General features: G+C 42.7%; 14 protein-coding genes. 4 read left to right on the top strand and 10 right to left on the bottom strand.

All coding sequences use genetic code 11. The annotated features are described in order from the left end of the window. Positions 1 to 13: 13 nt before the first annotated feature. Both glpK and TZ91_RS09490 read right to left on the bottom strand, forming a co-directional pair. The gene (gene glpK / locus TZ91_RS09485) at positions 14 to 1,522 is read right to left on the bottom strand and encodes a glycerol kinase GlpK (RefSeq protein WP_000076786.1); all 1,509 of its coding nucleotides are present in this window, start codon (positions 1,520 to 1,522) and stop codon (positions 14 to 16) included. A 159-nt stretch (positions 1,523 to 1,681) separates the two neighbouring features. After that, positions 1,682 to 3,109 carry an AcpB/EbpR/MafR family transcriptional regulator gene (locus tag TZ91_RS09490; RefSeq protein ID WP_033687582.1) on the bottom strand — a complete coding sequence of 476 codons (1,428 nt, stop codon included), beginning with the start codon at positions 3,107 to 3,109 and terminating at the stop codon, positions 1,682 to 1,684. Positions 3,110 to 3,273: 164 nt separating this feature from the next. Here TZ91_RS09490 and hslO point away from each other — a divergent pair, with 164 nt between their 5' ends. The 3 genes from hslO to TZ91_RS09505 are packed head-to-tail and all read left to right on the top strand — an operon-like array spanning position 3,274 to position 5,660. Next, positions 3,274 to 4,146 (top strand): Hsp33 family molecular chaperone HslO, encoded by an 873-nt coding sequence (gene hslO, locus TZ91_RS09495; RefSeq protein WP_000357854.1) that lies wholly within the window; start codon positions 3,274 to 3,276, stop codon positions 4,144 to 4,146. Then, entirely contained in the window at positions 4,133 to 5,113 is a 981-nt protein-coding gene (dusB, locus tag TZ91_RS09500) for a tRNA dihydrouridine synthase DusB (protein WP_020902632.1), read from the top strand. Before hslO ends, dusB begins: the two co-directional genes overlap by 14 nt. A 1-nt stretch (position 5,114) precedes the next feature. Beyond that, positions 5,115 to 5,660, top strand: a complete 546-nt coding sequence (locus tag TZ91_RS09505; protein ID WP_033687585.1) for a cysteine hydrolase family protein — start codon at positions 5,115 to 5,117, stop codon at positions 5,658 to 5,660. 69 nt (positions 5,661 to 5,729) lie between these two features. On the opposite strand, the gene TZ91_RS09510 is transcribed toward TZ91_RS09505, so the two are convergent. Continuing rightward, positions 5,730 to 6,422 (bottom strand): hypothetical protein, encoded by a 693-nt coding sequence (locus TZ91_RS09510; protein WP_033687587.1) that lies wholly within the window; start codon positions 6,420 to 6,422, stop codon positions 5,730 to 5,732. 277 nt (positions 6,423 to 6,699) lie between these two features. Between TZ91_RS09510 and TZ91_RS09515 the strand changes: the two genes are divergently transcribed. Next, on the top strand, positions 6,700 to 6,930 hold the full coding sequence (locus TZ91_RS09515) for a hypothetical protein (protein WP_033687589.1): 231 nt from the start codon (positions 6,700 to 6,702) through the stop codon (positions 6,928 to 6,930). A 73-nt stretch (positions 6,931 to 7,003) separates the two neighbouring features. On the opposite strand, the gene TZ91_RS09520 is transcribed toward TZ91_RS09515, so the two are convergent. The 7 genes from TZ91_RS09520 to TZ91_RS09550 all read right to left on the bottom strand — a co-directional run bounded on the left by TZ91_RS09520 (position 7,004) and on the right by TZ91_RS09550 (position 14,519). Continuing rightward, entirely contained in the window at positions 7,004 to 7,777 is a 774-nt protein-coding gene (locus TZ91_RS09520) for an NUDIX domain-containing protein (protein WP_033687591.1), read from the bottom strand. A 1-nt stretch (position 7,778) separates the two neighbouring features. Then, entirely contained in the window at positions 7,779 to 8,558 is a 780-nt protein-coding gene (gene pnuC / locus TZ91_RS09525; RefSeq protein ID WP_033687592.1) for a nicotinamide riboside transporter PnuC, read from the bottom strand. Positions 8,559 to 8,567: 9 nt separating this feature from the next. Then, positions 8,568 to 9,626: an AAA family ATPase gene (locus TZ91_RS09530; protein ID WP_033687593.1), complete on the bottom strand. Its 1,059-nt coding sequence runs from the start codon at positions 9,624 to 9,626 to the stop codon at positions 8,568 to 8,570. A 146-nt stretch (positions 9,627 to 9,772) separates the two neighbouring features. Then, positions 9,773 to 12,205: an ATP-dependent Clp protease ATP-binding subunit gene (locus TZ91_RS09535; protein ID WP_033687595.1), complete on the bottom strand. Its 2,433-nt coding sequence runs from the start codon at positions 12,203 to 12,205 to the stop codon at positions 9,773 to 9,775. Between the two features lies 1 nt (position 12,206). Next, positions 12,207 to 12,665, bottom strand: a complete 459-nt coding sequence (locus tag TZ91_RS09540) for a CtsR family transcriptional regulator (RefSeq protein ID WP_033687596.1) — start codon at positions 12,663 to 12,665, stop codon at positions 12,207 to 12,209. 118 nt (positions 12,666 to 12,783) lie between these two features. After that, positions 12,784 to 13,512, bottom strand: coding sequence for an ABC transporter ATP-binding protein (locus TZ91_RS09545; RefSeq protein WP_033687598.1), 729 nt, complete (start codon positions 13,510 to 13,512; stop codon positions 12,784 to 12,786). Next, positions 13,512 to 14,519 (bottom strand): ABC transporter substrate-binding protein, encoded by a 1,008-nt coding sequence (locus TZ91_RS09550; RefSeq protein WP_004255331.1) that lies wholly within the window; start codon positions 14,517 to 14,519, stop codon positions 13,512 to 13,514. Before TZ91_RS09550 ends, TZ91_RS09545 begins: the two co-directional genes overlap by 1 nt. Between the last annotated feature and the right edge of the window lie 3 nt (positions 14,520 to 14,522).

The following is a 14,522-nucleotide window of genomic DNA, read 5'->3' on the forward strand; positions in this document are numbered from 1 at the left end:
TATTCTTCCAGTATTAGTCGTCTACTTCCGCAAAGACTTGAGTCGCTTTTACAGCCTTCTTCCAGCCCTTGTAGAGTTGTTCCTTGCGAGATTCGTTCATAGACGGCTCGAAGAGTTCTCCTGTCTCGTTCAAGAGTTTCAACTCATCCAAGTCCTTCCAGTAACCTACTGACAAACCTGCTAGGAAGGCTGCCCCCAGAGCTGTTGTTTCCAAGTTTTTAGCGCGTGCGATGTCGATTCCCAAGATATCAGCTTGGAACTGCATGAGGAAGTTGTTCATAGCCGCACCACCGTCTACTTTCAAGACCTGGATAGCTGTCTGAGCATCCACTTGCATGGTGTCGATGATGTCACGTACTTGATAAGCAATAGATTGCAAAGTCGCCTTGATAAAGTCTTCTTTAGTTGTTCCACGAGTTAAGCCAAAGACAGAACCTCGAGCGTTTTGGTTCCAGTATGGAGCACCTAGACCTGTAAAGGCTGGAACGACATAAACTTCATCATTATTGTGAGAATCACGAGCGTATTTTTCAGATTCTGGTGAATTTTCAACCATGCGAAGACCGTCACGAAGCCATTGAATGGCACTTCCTGCGATGAAGATAGAACCTTCCAAGGCATAGTAAACCTTGCCATTGATTCCGTAACCAATCGTTGTCAAGAGGTTATTTTCAGACAACTGCATCTCTTCACCAGTATTCATGATGATGAAAGAACCTGTTCCATAAGTATTTTTAACCATACCAGGTTCAAAGGCCAACTGCCCAAAGAGGGCTGCTTGTTGGTCCCCAGCCATACCTGAGATTGGCACTTCTCCACCGTAGAAATGGAATGGCGCTGTCTTACCGTATATCTCAGAGTTAGAACGAACCTCAGGCAACATTGCTTTAGGAATGTTAAGGATTTCCAAAATCTCATCATCCCATTTGAGTTCTTTAATATTGTAGAGCATAGTACGAGCTGCATTTGAGTAGTCCGTCACGTGAGCCGCACCGTCAGTCAACTTCCAAACTAACCAAGTATCGATGGTACCAAAGAGCAATTCCCCTTTTTCTGCTCGCTCTTGAGCACCTTCTACATGATCCAAAATCCAACGAACCTTGGTAGCAGAGAAGTAAGCATCGATGATCAAACCAGTCTTTTCATGGAATTTTTCCACATAACCTTGGCTTTTTAGTTGCTCAGCCAAAGGTGCTGTCTGGCGTGACTGCCAAACAATAGCATTGTAGATAGGGAGCCCTGTTTTCTTATCCCAGACGACAGTTGTTTCACGTTGGTTGGTAATCCCAATTGCTTCGATTTGATTTGGCTTGACACCACTTTCGATGAAAGCACCAGCAATAACTGACTGAACAGAGTTCCAAATTTCATTGGCATTGTGCTCTACCCAACCTGCCTGAGGGAAAATCTGGGTAAACTCTTTTTGACTCGAGCTAACTTTTTCTCCTTTTTTGTTGAAAATGATAGCACGAGAACTTGTAGTTCCCTGGTCAATGGCCATAATGTATTTTTCTTGTGACATGTGCTGTCCTCCTGATAATGATCTTGAGGATGTTTCCTCTTTACAGTAACTAGTATACAAAATAAAGCGCTTTCTTGTTCATCAACTTTTTTTAATTTTTTAAAAAATGTGAGGAGATTGTGTGAATTTCACAAAAAAGACCTGGAACAACCAAGCCTTTTAAGTGAATAATAACTGACGAATAGCCGCCAAATCTTCCATATCCAAGTCGTTTTTTAAATAATAAACTGGGGTCTGTTCCTTCTTATGAATCGGGTTATTGGTAACCAGCAAATCATAATGCCGAGTACAATCATAGGCTTCAATGGTAATAAAACGATTGTATTCCAAATACCGTTTCAAAATGGCTGCCATCCTTGAAAAGACAAGAAAACCAGATGTCAAATCCAGACCAATCCGCATATGCTGGCCACCGTTTTCAGCCATATATTCGATTAACTGGAGCCATTCCCAGAGAATTTTCTTATCCAAATCCGTCCCCTGCTGAAAGGCAGGCAAGGCATGAAAAATCTCCTCTGCCGTTCCCCTAAAATCATGTTCCATCAAAAAATAAGGATGACGATTCTCCAACTGGTACTTGTAGAGGTCCTGTAAAATATAGCCCTTATAGAGATAGACTTGAGCACAAAGTTGACTGAGTTCATAGGTGACATGGTCCTCTGTATAGTCCCCCAATAGTTCCTCCTTCTTCATTTCTTGAATCAATTGTGTCAGTAAATCTGCCAACTGCCCTCCAAAACCAAGGATATACTCCATAGTATGAAGAGGAAGAATGCGATGAGATAGGAGGAAAGAGAAGAAAATCATCATCTCCCCATCCTCAGCTCCTAGAGGAAGGTGTTGCCCAGCAAAAAAGGAAGGAGCCTTTCTCAGCAAACGAAGGTAGAAAATATTGTCAAAATACCCTCGCATTTTCTCTTCTATGACTTGAAACTGACAGGCATTGACCCGAAGACGTTGCTGACTGATGTGACTCCACAAAACCAAGTCCAATTTCTGCCCCGAAGACAAACTTGCACCGCAGATCTCTTCTAAAGTGGCAATCTCCTGTTTTCTCTCTGGTTTCTGCATATGGCCTTCCCATTCCTGACTCGACCAGACCTTACGAAAAAGACAGAAATAGAAATAGCGAATCTGATGCTCTGGACCTCGCCAACGTCCATTCTGGATGGATAAATCAAATTCTGACAAAATCTGATTTAAACTAGCTAAGTGGCGACCAAGCGTAGCCTCACTAATCATCAATTCTTGAGCCAGCTGATGGGCTAAAAACTGTTGGTGGTAGAGAAGATAGATCAAAATCTGGTATTTAACAGCATTCTCCAAAAACAAGCTCCGAATATCTCTCCCCTTGGTAGCTGCACCGATTGACAGACGCAGATTTTCATCTTCTAAGGAGATAGTCAGCTCTAAGCCACTGTCCAAAGCCTTGTCATTGAGCAGGGTGACATATTTGGTTAGAGTTGCTTTTGAAAATCCTGTTTCCTCCATTACAGCCTTGACGGTCGTCTGAGACTCTTGTAATAGAAAGGAAAGGATTGAAAATTGGCCAGATTCAGCCTTTTCCATCAAATCTCCTAAATACATTTGTTACCCCTTTCATTTTCTACCTTAAGCATAGCATAAATCTTACAAATGCTGAAATAATCTGTTTCTCTTTTTATTTTCATGCTGATTTCCTGGTCCATTATCCTAAAAATCAGCAAACACACGGCTCCCCCTTTGGGCATTTTTATGCTAAAATAGTAGCTATGGATAAAATTATTAAAACAATATCAGAAAGCGGAGCCTTTCGTGCTTTTGTCCTTGATAGCACAGAAACCGTCCGCACTGCTCAAGAAAAACACCAAACCCAAGCTAGCTCAACTGTAGCGCTTGGTCGAACTCTTATCGCTAGCCAGATTCTCGCAGCCAATGAAAAAGGAAATACCAAACTAACAGTGAAGGTACTGGGATCTAGCTCTCTAGGAGCCATTATCACCGTTGCTGATACCAAGGGGAACGTCAAAGGCTACGTTCAAAATCCTGGTGTTGACATCAAAAAGACTGCAACTGGTGAAGTCCTAGTTGGACCTTTTGTTGGAAATGGTCAATTCCTCGTTATCACAGACTACGGTACTGGAAATCCTTACAACTCTATGACTCCCCTTATCTCTGGGGAAATCGGTGAAGACCTGGCCTTTTACCTGACCGAAAGCCAACAAACCCCTTCAGCAGTCGGCCTCAATGTCCTTTTGGACGAGGAAGACAAGGTCAAGGTTGCAGGTGGTTTCCTAGTCCAAGTCTTGCCAGGAGCCAAGGAAGAAGAGATTGCTCGCTTTGAAAAACGCATCCAAGAAATGCCAGCTATCTCAACCCTTCTCGAAAGCGAAGACCATATCGAAGCCCTCCTCAAGGCAATCTACGGTGACGAGGCCTACAAGCGTCTTTCTGAAGAAGAAATCCGTTTCCAATGTGACTGTAGCCATGAACGCTTTATGAACGCTCTTGCTAGCCTTCCAAGCTCAGACTTACAGGAAATGAAAGAGGAAGACCACGGAGCAGAAATCACTTGTCAATTCTGCCAAACTACCTATAACTTTGATGAAAACGACCTGGAGGAACTCATTCGTGACAAATCTTAATACACCTTTTATGATTGGCAATGTTGAGATTCCCAATCGTACCGTTTTAGCACCCATGGCTGGCGTGACCAACTCAGCCTTTCGTACTATTGCAAAAGAGCTCGGAGCTGGACTCGTTGTAATGGAAATGGTCTCTGACAAGGGAATCCAATACAACAACGAAAAAACCCTGCACATGCTTCATATTGACGAAGGCGAAAACCCTGTCTCTATCCAACTCTTTGGTAGTGATGAAGACAGCCTAGCACGCGCAGCAGAATTCATCCAAGAAAACACCAAAACCGATATCGTGGATATCAACATGGGCTGCCCAGTTAATAAAATCGTGAAGAACGAAGCTGGCGCTATGTGGCTCAAGGATCCAGACAAGATCTACTCTATCATCAACAAGGTCCAGTCTGTCCTTGATATTCCACTTACTGTCAAGATGCGTACCGGCTGGGCTGACCCATCTCTCGCAGTAGAAAATGCCCTCGCTGCTGAAGCTGCAGGTGTTTCTGCCCTCGCCATGCATGGCCGTACCCGTGAACAAATGTATACAGGTCATGCAGACCTTGAGACCTTGCACAACGTAGCTCAAGCTCTGACCAAGATTCCATTTATCGCCAACGGTGACATCCGTACAGTCCAAGAAGCCAAACAACGCATCGAAGAAGTCGGTGCTGATGCAGTCATGATTGGCCGCGCTGCTATGGGAAATCCTTACCTCTTCAACCAAATCAACCATTACTTTGAAACAGGAGAAATCCTCCCTGATTTGACCTTTGAAGACAAGATGAAAATCGCCTACGAACATTTGAAACGCTTGATTAACCTCAAAGGAGAAAACGTAGCAGTTCGTGAATTCCGTGGCCTCGCTCCTCACTACCTCCGTGGAACATCTGGCGCAGCCAAACTCCGTGGAGCTATTTCACAAGCTAGCACTCTGGCAGAGATTGAGGCTCTCTTGCAGTTGGATAAGGCTTAAAATGGTTCATACTGCTCTACTGGTTATCGATATGCAAAAAGCATTTGATAACCCTATCTGGGGAGAACGAAACAACCCTCAAGCTGAACAACAAGCACTGAGGGTACTGGCATACTTTCGTAAGCACGCTCTTCCAGTCTTACATGTTCAACACATATCTGACAATCCCCAGTCGCAATTTCATAACAAACAAAATCAGGTGTTTAAAAGTGGATTTGAACCAGTTACTGCAGAACCTATCTTTCAAAAAACGGTTAATAGCACCTTTATTGGAACAAATCTTGAAACATATTTACGAAAAAATCAGATTTGTAATTTAGTCGTTGTTGGTTTGACCCTGCCTCATTGTGTATCTACTACGACACGAATGGCAGCAAATCTTGGTTTTGAAGTCACTTTACTAGCAGATGCTACTGCCAGTTTTACACTATCTAACAAAAACGGTCAGGCCATCTCTCCTGAGACTATCCATGAGATTAATCTCCTTTCTCTACAAGATGAGTTTGCTCAAATTCTTACTACAGAAGAATTTTTAACCAAAGTATAAAATAATCCGTCAACTCTTATTGAGCTGACGGATTTTCTTTGATTGTAAAAATTCAAATACTGAGAGCTATTATTGACTCAAAGCAACACTGGAAACCTTGCCATCCGCTCCTGTTGTAATTTGGATGATTTTTCCTCCACCGATTTTGGCATTATACTTACCATCATCAAGAGTATAAGAATAGCCTTTGATAGAGTAATTTTCTTTCTTTCCATCAGCAGATTCTACTGTGAATTGGCCTCCTGATGAAACTGTGATTGTTTCGCCATTAGCTCCCTTCCAATTGCCCGCTGCAGCTGAGAAATCACCATCTACCATGGTTAAAACACCCTTGTAGCGTTTATTTTGCTCTGCTTGCTTGTCTTGAAGTTTGCGGTCAGTTGTAGGATCATAGCTTGATTGGTTAGACTGAGCTTGAGGAGCTTGTTGAGTTGAAGGAGTCTGAGCAGGAGTTTGTTGACTAGCCGCCTGTTGATTAGCCACTTCTTGACCTTGTCTTTGTTCTGGTGCCGCTTGTGATGGCGTTGCAGTTGCTGAAGATTGATCAGTAGACGCCTTGGCCTTTTCAGATGAAGCTGAACTTGAGGACTTCTGAGTCTTGCTTTCTTTGCTAGCAGAAGTTGCTTTAGAGCTTGATGATTGGCTTGTCTTAGCAGAACTGCTTGCTTGAGTTGTTTCCTTTTTATTTCCACAAGCTCCTAATAATAGGGTAGAAGCCAATACAGTTGCTGCCATCAATTTGATATAGGTTTTCTTTTTCATTTTTCTACTCCTTTGTAATGTTTTAGAAATATAATGAAATCTTTTTGTAATATTATTGTAACATTTAGATTTAAATATTTCAACAATTTATCTAAACTATTTTAAAAATCTTAAATACTTTAGATACATTTACTCCTCCTACTCTTCTATTCGTAATAAAACAGAAAAACAGGAGCTTTTCCTGTTAAAAATTCGAATTTGTTTTGTGTAATCGCTTGTAACTTTAAGTACAAAGGAATATAATAACATTGAAATAGAATATAGGAGGTGCACTCTTATGCTAAATAAGCATTATAAGTATCTTCCTTGGTTGATTTTGGGAGCAATTGGCTCTTATCAATCAGCCGCTTACTATGCGCGAACTGCATTTGATGTGTTTTATCTGACTACAATCTTTTTGATTGTTTATATCGCTTTGTTATTTTTACATGAGAACTATCTCAAGTATCGATACAAGGACTTCTTTACTCACCTGTTGAGTAATTCTAAGAAAGATAGCCATCCCTAAAAACAGTCGCAACAGCAAAACCATTTCATGATGGTACATAAAGAGGTCGGGAACTTTGTCCCGACCTCGTTTTTTATTTCAGTCGATAGGTTTTTCTTGGTTTCTTTTTAGGTACTCGTTTGAGCCCGACCTCTTCTACGTACTCGCCATATTTTACGAGAAAGTTATTGCTGACGATTGGACGACCGGGGTTGATGAGATTGACCAGTTCAGTCCCTTCGTAGACAGTGAACTCCTCCTCTAGCAGATAGAGGAAGGTTGGGTTCCAGTCTAGACGGCCTTGGATTCGTTTGATGGATTCTTGGATAATGGCATAATGGTCAAAAGCGAAGGCTTGATCCTCCAACTCTACTCCCTTTGAGAAGCACTTGCCTGTCTGAAAATCGACATCTACAAAAACCACATCCTTGGCATCGTCTCCTGCTTGAACAAGTTCTAATGCACGACTAGGCAAATAAACCAAGTGGGCAATGGTCACTGTCCAGCCCCGTGGGTCACGGCCGGGAGTCGATACGGTCATCAATTGCTCGATTTTTTCCAAAGGAAGATCGAGATTGACTTCTTCTCTCACCTCACGCTGACAGGCATGCGCAGCATCTTCGCCCTTGTCCATAAATCCTCCAACCAGAGCCAAACAATTTTGATAAGGGTGAGCCTTGCGACGAATTAATAAGAGCTTGATCTTTCCTTCGACAAAGCAGTAGGCTACCATATCCACCGTCACACTTGGTTTTTCGTATTGAGGGAGTTCCTGCTTGTAGTACCAGTCTAAAAACTCTTCCTGACTTGCATGAACTTCAAAAAATTCTTTTTCCGTCATCCCTGCTGGAATCATCGTGTCCGCCATTTTATGCCTCCTTACGAACTGCCTTGGTCCATTGGTACCAACCTACTAGACTATTGAGTGTGTAAACCCAGTACATCCCTTGGATATGGATATTTTCACCCCACCAGAGGTAGATACTAAAAAGATTGGTTGCAATCCAGAAAATCCATTGCTCACGGTAGAGACGTGTCATCAAGAGCTGACCTACACCATTAGTCGCATCGGTAACACTATCACGGAAAGGGCGAGCACTATGGATACTTTGGTAAGCTAAGCCCATACCAATCCAGATGATAGCAGTCAAGACCAAGTACTTGAGCCAGTCAAAAATAGATAATTTCTTAGCTTCAAAATGAGATTCTTCTGCTTTTCCTTGGTCATTAATACGGTTGGACAGCCAAGCATAGAGGCCAATCGGCTGCATGACAAAGAAGTAAACGGTCGTCAAGACTTCGCCATAAAAAGTCGCATTCATGGCCAAAATCAAATAGATAGCAGAGTTAATGGCCCCAAAGAGATAATTGCTTGCACGCCCTTCTGCTACCAAGATAACACAGACAATCCCAGTCCAAGATGCAAACAAGCTCATCCAGTCATGACTTTCTGTATTTTGCGTGAATTCCAAGATCAAGGGAACACTTGACAGGACGATGAGATACAACCACTGGAAGAGGCTACGGCCGACAAAGAGATCTTTCCAGAGCAGGTTCATGATTCCTGCAAAACCGATCTTGCGGGCTTCTGCATGGACATTTTTAAAGTTTTCGATAAATTGTGTGATTTTTTCAGTTAGTTTTTTCATAATTGTCTCCTAATCTGTTTGGTAAATGGCATCAATAGCCACTTTTGCTGCTTCATAATTTCCTAGATAATCCTCAGCTAGATAAACTAGTGGAATGTTTGCTAAGTAGCGCTCCCTCATCTGGTCCAAATGCTGGGAAAAACTATGGCGAATATGGTCTTCTGCCATAGTCATATCTCTAAATCCGTCATTGACATAGGAGCCGACAGGCTGCACAAAGAGAATCAAGTCCCATTTTTCCTTAGCTAAGATTGAGGCAAAGAGATTATCAAAAGTCTCTCCTGATAAATCCCCTTGGTCCTCAGTCTCCATGTAATAATCATAGTAGCCCTTGGTTACTAAGGAGTTGGTATCGGCTATCACTAGACCTCGATTGGCATTGCTATCGATTAACTTAGAGGTCTGGTCATACTGCCCTAAAAGGAGATAGTAGTAATCCTTTGGAGTCAATTCATCGTCGCGGACATTGTTTTTGATCTGGTACTCACGTGCGTATTCCAAACTAACTGGTGCATCGTAATACCTAGCCAAATCCTTGGCCAGAGTGGTCTTCCCATTGCTAGCACTTCCCATAATCAACACTTTCTTTGTAAACTGACGACGGAAAGGTTGAGCGATATATTTCCAATACTTGCTTGGATTTTCTCGAATCATAGTAGCTGAGATACCAAACTTTCTTTCTTGCAAGACAGTCTCAAAGCCACGATTTGATAATTCTTGCTGGTAGTCTGCCTCTCCCACAAAGAAGATTAGTTCTTGCTGGGTTTCATCATAGAAAATATCCTCTAACATTTGCTCCAACCACTCCTGCCAGCCCATAGGGTAACGAGGAAGATTGGTTTCATCTAACTTACAAACCAAGGTCAACTCGTCATCACCAAAGGCCTCTCGGATATAGCGAAATCTTTTTTGAAGCGTTAAGCCTACCTGCTCCCCTCTATCTCCCTCATAGCCTGAAACGACAACCCAGACCCGGTCACACTGTCGCTTCGCTCGCTGGATCAGATCGATATGACCTTGATGAAGCGGAGCAAAGGTTCCAAATACCACTGCTGTTTTCTTTTTCATAAACCTATTGCCTTTTTATATTTTTTGATATTTTCATTATCTATGTTTTTATTATAAACTATATTTTTGTTTTGTCAATAGTTTTTTATCATTTTTTATAAAAACGTTGCGAAAAAAGAATCAAGATTACTCCTGATTCTCCATTTTTATGCAATATCAAATTTTAACTGGCCTGCTTTAACACCAATTTTAAGTGTGCTGCCTGCCTCTAATTCTCCCTTGAGAAGAAGTTCTGCCAACTTGTCTTCCACTTCTGTTTGCAGGGTTCTGCGAAGTGGACGAGCTCCCATCTCTGGGTCATATCCTTGATTTGCCAACAATTTCAGTGCGGAAGCTTGTAATTTCAAGTCAATGCCTTTTTCAGCCAAACTTGCCACTAAAGGTTTGACCATAATCTTCACCACTTCCTGCATATGGTCGCTAGATAAGCTATGGAAGACCACCTTTTCATCAATACGGTTGATAAACTCCGGCCTATAAGCTTTTTTCAGCTCTTCAAACATGCGTTTCTCCATATTCTCCTGGTCAAAACGAATGTCCTTGGCCCCAAAACCAACAGTCTTGTCATCACGAAGGGCTGTCGCACCAAGGTTTGAAGTCATGATGATAATGGTATTTGAAAAATCAACCTTGCGACCCTTGCTATCGGTCAAGACACCATCATCCAAGACTTGCAAGAGGACATTAAAGATGTCTGGGTGTGCTTTTTCTACCTCGTCAAAAAGTAAAACGGAATAGGGTTTGTTGCGAACTTTCTCGGTCAACTCCCCACCTTCTTCATAACCTACATAGCCCGGAGGAGCTCCATTGAGACGGCTGGCAGCGAATTTCTCCATATACTCACTCATATCAAAACGGATAAGGGCTGATTCGTCATCAAAGAGAACTTCTGCTAGAGCCTTAGCCAATTCGGTCTTACCGACACCTGTAGGCCCTAAGAACATAAAGGAACCAATCGGACGCTTATGACTGCGAATCCCTGACTGATTGCGGCGAATGGCACGGCTAATGCTTGAAACTGCTTGATCTTGACCGATGACACGTTTGTGCAGTTCAGCTTCCAAGTTTAGGTATTTCTTAGCATCCGTTTGAGTCAGTTTTTGAACTGGAATACCTGATAAGCGACTCAAGGTGGTCAAAATATCAGACTCTGTCACCAAGTCTTTATAGACAGGCACTTCCTCTTCTTTTGCGATTAACTGAGCTGCCTGTTTCCACTTACCATCCATCAAGGCCTTGTCAGCTGGACTCAAACCTGAATCGTCTGCTTTTACATGCTTAACCTTATTTTGCACTGTTGCTGCTGCTTCATCTAAGAGGTCGATAGCAGAGTCTGGCAAGTGACGACTAGTCAAGTAACGATGCGCCATCTTGACAGCTGTTTCGACCGCTTCATCTGTGATTTGCACACGGTGATGTTTCTCATAAGTCGCCTTCAAGCCTTGCAAAATGGCCATACTGTCGGCCACACTTGGCTCTTCAATCGTCACTTTGGCGAAACGACGAGAAAGGGCCGCATCTTTTTCGATGTGTTTTTGATATTCTTCCTGAGTGGTCGCACCAACTGTTCTCAAGGTGCCACGCGCCAAGGCTGGCTTCAAGATATTGGCCGCATCCAGAGTTGAGTCAATTCCACTACCAGAACCCATGATAGTATGAAGTTCGTCGATAAAGAGAATCACTTGGCCATCTTCTTCAATATCCTTAATGATATTATTCATGCGTTCTTCGAAGTCACCACGGAAGCGTGTCCCTGCAACAACATTCATCAAATCAAGCTCTAACACGCGCATCTTAGCCATTTCCGCAGGCACATCACCACTGGCAATACGCTGAGCAAGACCAAGCGCCAGAGCTGTTTTCCCGACACCAGCATCCCCAACCAAGACAGGATTGTTCTTAGTCTTCCGGCTCAATATTTGAATCATACGCGAGATTTCCTTGTCCCGACCGATGACTGGTTCTAACTTGCCAGAACGCGCTTGCTCTGTCAAATCATGCGTATAGTCCTCGAGACCTCCGCTCGGAGTCTGGGGCATGCCCATCATATTGGCCATAGAATTTTGCTTGTCAGCTACTGTACGATGGCGTTGGCGTAGAGCCTTGAGGTCTTCACGAGTCCAGCCTGCACGTTCTTCTAGATTTCGACGTAGGGCAGCAATCTTGACCTGATCTTTCTTGTCTTCATAAGAAAAACCAGCCCTTTCCAAGATACGAGTCGCCAAGGCATTGCCATCATGCAAAATCGCATAAAGGAGGTGCTCTGTCCCTAGCACCTTAGCATGGACCACTGACGCTACATATTCTGCTTCATCAAAGAGAACCTGCAAACGATGAGAAAACGGCAATTCCGTAAAGGTTTCATCCTGGCTATAGTCCATTTCAGTCAGTTCCAAAGCCACCTCTTCTAAACGGTCCATCTCATATGGATAATCATTTAAAGTTGCCCCTGCCACACTATAACTATGATTGGACATGGCAATCAACAAGTGCCAAGACTCTAGGTAACGAGCTCCAAAATGGCCAGCCACCATGTAGGCACTTTCGATACATTCATTCAATGCTTTTGAATAGTTCATCTTACTTCCCTTTTCTATCTACCTCTTGTATGACCTGTCTTAGCATGTTTGCTCGAACAACTGGAGCTTCTTCTCCTAGAACGCGATCCAAAGCTACTGCTACCAGCAAATTCATCTCTTGCTTGGTCATCAATTCCTGCTCAACCAAAAGCTGTAGAATATCCTCATAAATTTCTTGACTGACCCGCTCACCAATTGAGTAAAGCAGCTCCTTGAGCATTTCATGATGACTAGAAAACTCAATCCGTCCTATACGAATGTAGCCTCCGCCACCACGCTTACTTTCAACCAAGTAGCCTCTACTTTCCGTAAAGCGTGTCTTGATCACATAGTTAATCTGACTGGGAACAACCTGAAAAGTATCTGCCAACTGACTCCGTTGCAACTCCACAATACCAGATTGATCTAAAATCGCCTTGATGTAGGCCTCAATATGATCCGATGTATTTTTAAATCTCATTACAAACCCACCTCTCTCTTTAAACCTTGACTATCTTTGACTATTATACCGAAATTTTCTCATTTTTAAAAGAAAAAGGGCGCTGGTAAAGGATAATCTTCACCAACTCCCTATTTTTCTACTTATCTAAGCCTAATTCTGCCAAGATTTGACGTTTGTAGGCAATCTTTTGGACTTCCTTGTCCTCATCTTCAGACCAATCTAGTTTAATTTCTGAAACAATCTGCCCAGGACGATTTTTCAAGATATAGATGCGATCGCTGAGACTGAGAGCCTCCTCGATACTATGCGTGATGATCAAGGTTGTCAGTTGCAACTGCTTGTGAATCTCAAGGTACCAAGCGTGGAGTTCCATCTTGGTCATCTCATCCAAGGCGCTAAAGGCCTCGTCTAAGAGAAAGAGCTTGTGCCCGAAAAGGTAAGTTCGAAGCAAGGCTACACGCTGGCGCATCCCGCCACTGAGTTCATGAGGGTATTTATCTCTTACAGCTGTCAACTGGAAGGTCGCAAGAATTTCATCTGCGCGAGCAATAGCTTCTGCCTTATCCACCTTTTGAATCAAGAGGGGCAGAATGATATTACCAAGCACCGTCTTGTGCTCCAAGAGTAGATCCTTTTGCAACATATAACTCACGCGCCCCTTGGGATTTTCTTCACCATCAAGTACAATTCTCCCTGACTGGACTTCTAAAATCCCAGCGATTAGGTTAAAGAGGGTGGTCTTTCCAACACCACTTGGACCTAAGATAGAAACCACTTCTCCTGAAGTCACCTGCAGGTCGATGTCCTCTAAAATCCTATCTTGTCCGTAGGCATAACTGACGTGTTCTAGTCTTATTTCTGTCATTATTTCACAAATTCGTTGGTGAAGCCTTTGTCTGTCAAGTCTTCTTTAAGGATACCATTTTCTTTATCCCATTTGTAGAAGGCATTCCAGCGAGCTGCATCAAATTGCCCCCATTTTTCCTTGTCGCTTGCGTATTCTTTTGACAAGTATTTTTGAGATTCGATGACAAAGTCACGTTTTTCCTTGAGTTCAGGTGCATTTTTGATGAGGATATCAGCTGCTTCCTCTGGATGCTCCATAGCATATTGGTAGCCTTTTTTGATAGCTTGGATAACTTTGCGAGCTTCTTCTTTGTTGTCTTTCAAATAGTCATTGTTTGCGATGATAACTGGTGAATAGTAGTCAAACTCTTTAACGTAGTCTTTCAAGTACATGAAATTAGCATCTACACCTTGAGATTTTGCAAGGATACCATCCCAACCGTAGTAGATCCAAGCAGTATCAAAGACCCCATTGGCAATCGGTGTGATTGAGTTTGAGTCGTTATTTGGTACTTTTTCAACCTTCTCAAAGTCTCCACCTTGAGATTCTACCAATGTTTTCAACATAGCAAGTTCAGTTGGGTCATTCCAAGTTCCGTATTTCTTACCAACCAAGTCTTTTGGACTAGCTACATTGTCAGATTTACGAGAGATGATTCCTGATGTATTGTGCTCAACAATAGCTGCAACGGCAGTAATTCCTGCTCCTTTTTCCAATTTTTTAGCCATATAGTCTTGGAAATAGACTGCAAATGGTGCCTTACCGTTAATAACCAAGTCAGAAGAACTTTCTTCTGGTGGCAATTTCAAATCAACATCCACTCCAGCTTCTTTGAAATAACCTTTTTCCTTAGCAACATAAAGCCCTGTGTGGTTGGTATTTGGCGTCCAGTCTAGGATAAAGTCAATCTTCTTGAGTTCTGCTTCCTTATTATCCTTAGAAGCAGTTCCTTGACCACAGGCCACAAGCACAACAGCTACAAGAGCTGTTAAAACAGTTAAAAACACTTTCCATGTTTTCTTCATTTC

Origin of the sequence: Streptococcus mitis, from assembly GCF_000960025.1 — a bacterium.
GTDB classification, from domain to species: Bacteria; Bacillota; Bacilli; order Lactobacillales; family Streptococcaceae; genus Streptococcus; species Streptococcus mitis_DH.

Coding starts and splice junctions, on each gene's coding strand:
- glpK (WP_000076786.1), bottom strand. CDS start 1,522: ATGTCACAAGAAAAATACATTATGGCCATTGACCAGGGAACTACAAGT.
- TZ91_RS09490 (WP_033687582.1), bottom strand. CDS start 3,109: ATGTATTTAGGAGATTTGATGGAAAAGGCTGAATCTGGCCAATTTTCA.
- hslO (WP_000357854.1), top strand. CDS start 3,274: ATGGATAAAATTATTAAAACAATATCAGAAAGCGGAGCCTTTCGTGCT.
- TZ91_RS09505 (WP_033687585.1), top strand. CDS start 5,115: ATGGTTCATACTGCTCTACTGGTTATCGATATGCAAAAAGCATTTGAT.
- TZ91_RS09510 (WP_033687587.1), bottom strand. CDS start 6,422: ATGAAAAAGAAAACCTATATCAAATTGATGGCAGCAACTGTATTGGCT.
- TZ91_RS09515 (WP_033687589.1), top strand. CDS start 6,700: ATGCTAAATAAGCATTATAAGTATCTTCCTTGGTTGATTTTGGGAGCA.
- TZ91_RS09520 (WP_033687591.1), bottom strand. CDS start 7,777: ATGGCGGACACGATGATTCCAGCAGGGATGACGGAAAAAGAATTTTTT.
- pnuC (WP_033687592.1), bottom strand. CDS start 8,558: ATGAAAAAACTAACTGAAAAAATCACACAATTTATCGAAAACTTTAAA.
- TZ91_RS09530 (WP_033687593.1), bottom strand. CDS start 9,626: ATGAAAAAGAAAACAGCAGTGGTATTTGGAACCTTTGCTCCGCTTCAT.
- TZ91_RS09535 (WP_033687595.1), bottom strand. CDS start 12,205: ATGAACTATTCAAAAGCATTGAATGAATGTATCGAAAGTGCCTACATG.
- TZ91_RS09540 (WP_033687596.1), bottom strand. CDS start 12,665: ATGAGATTTAAAAATACATCGGATCATATTGAGGCCTACATCAAGGCG.
- TZ91_RS09545 (WP_033687598.1), bottom strand. CDS start 13,512: ATGACAGAAATAAGACTAGAACACGTCAGTTATGCCTACGGACAAGAT.
- TZ91_RS09550 (WP_004255331.1), bottom strand. CDS start 14,519: ATGAAGAAAACATGGAAAGTGTTTTTAACTGTTTTAACAGCTCTTGTA.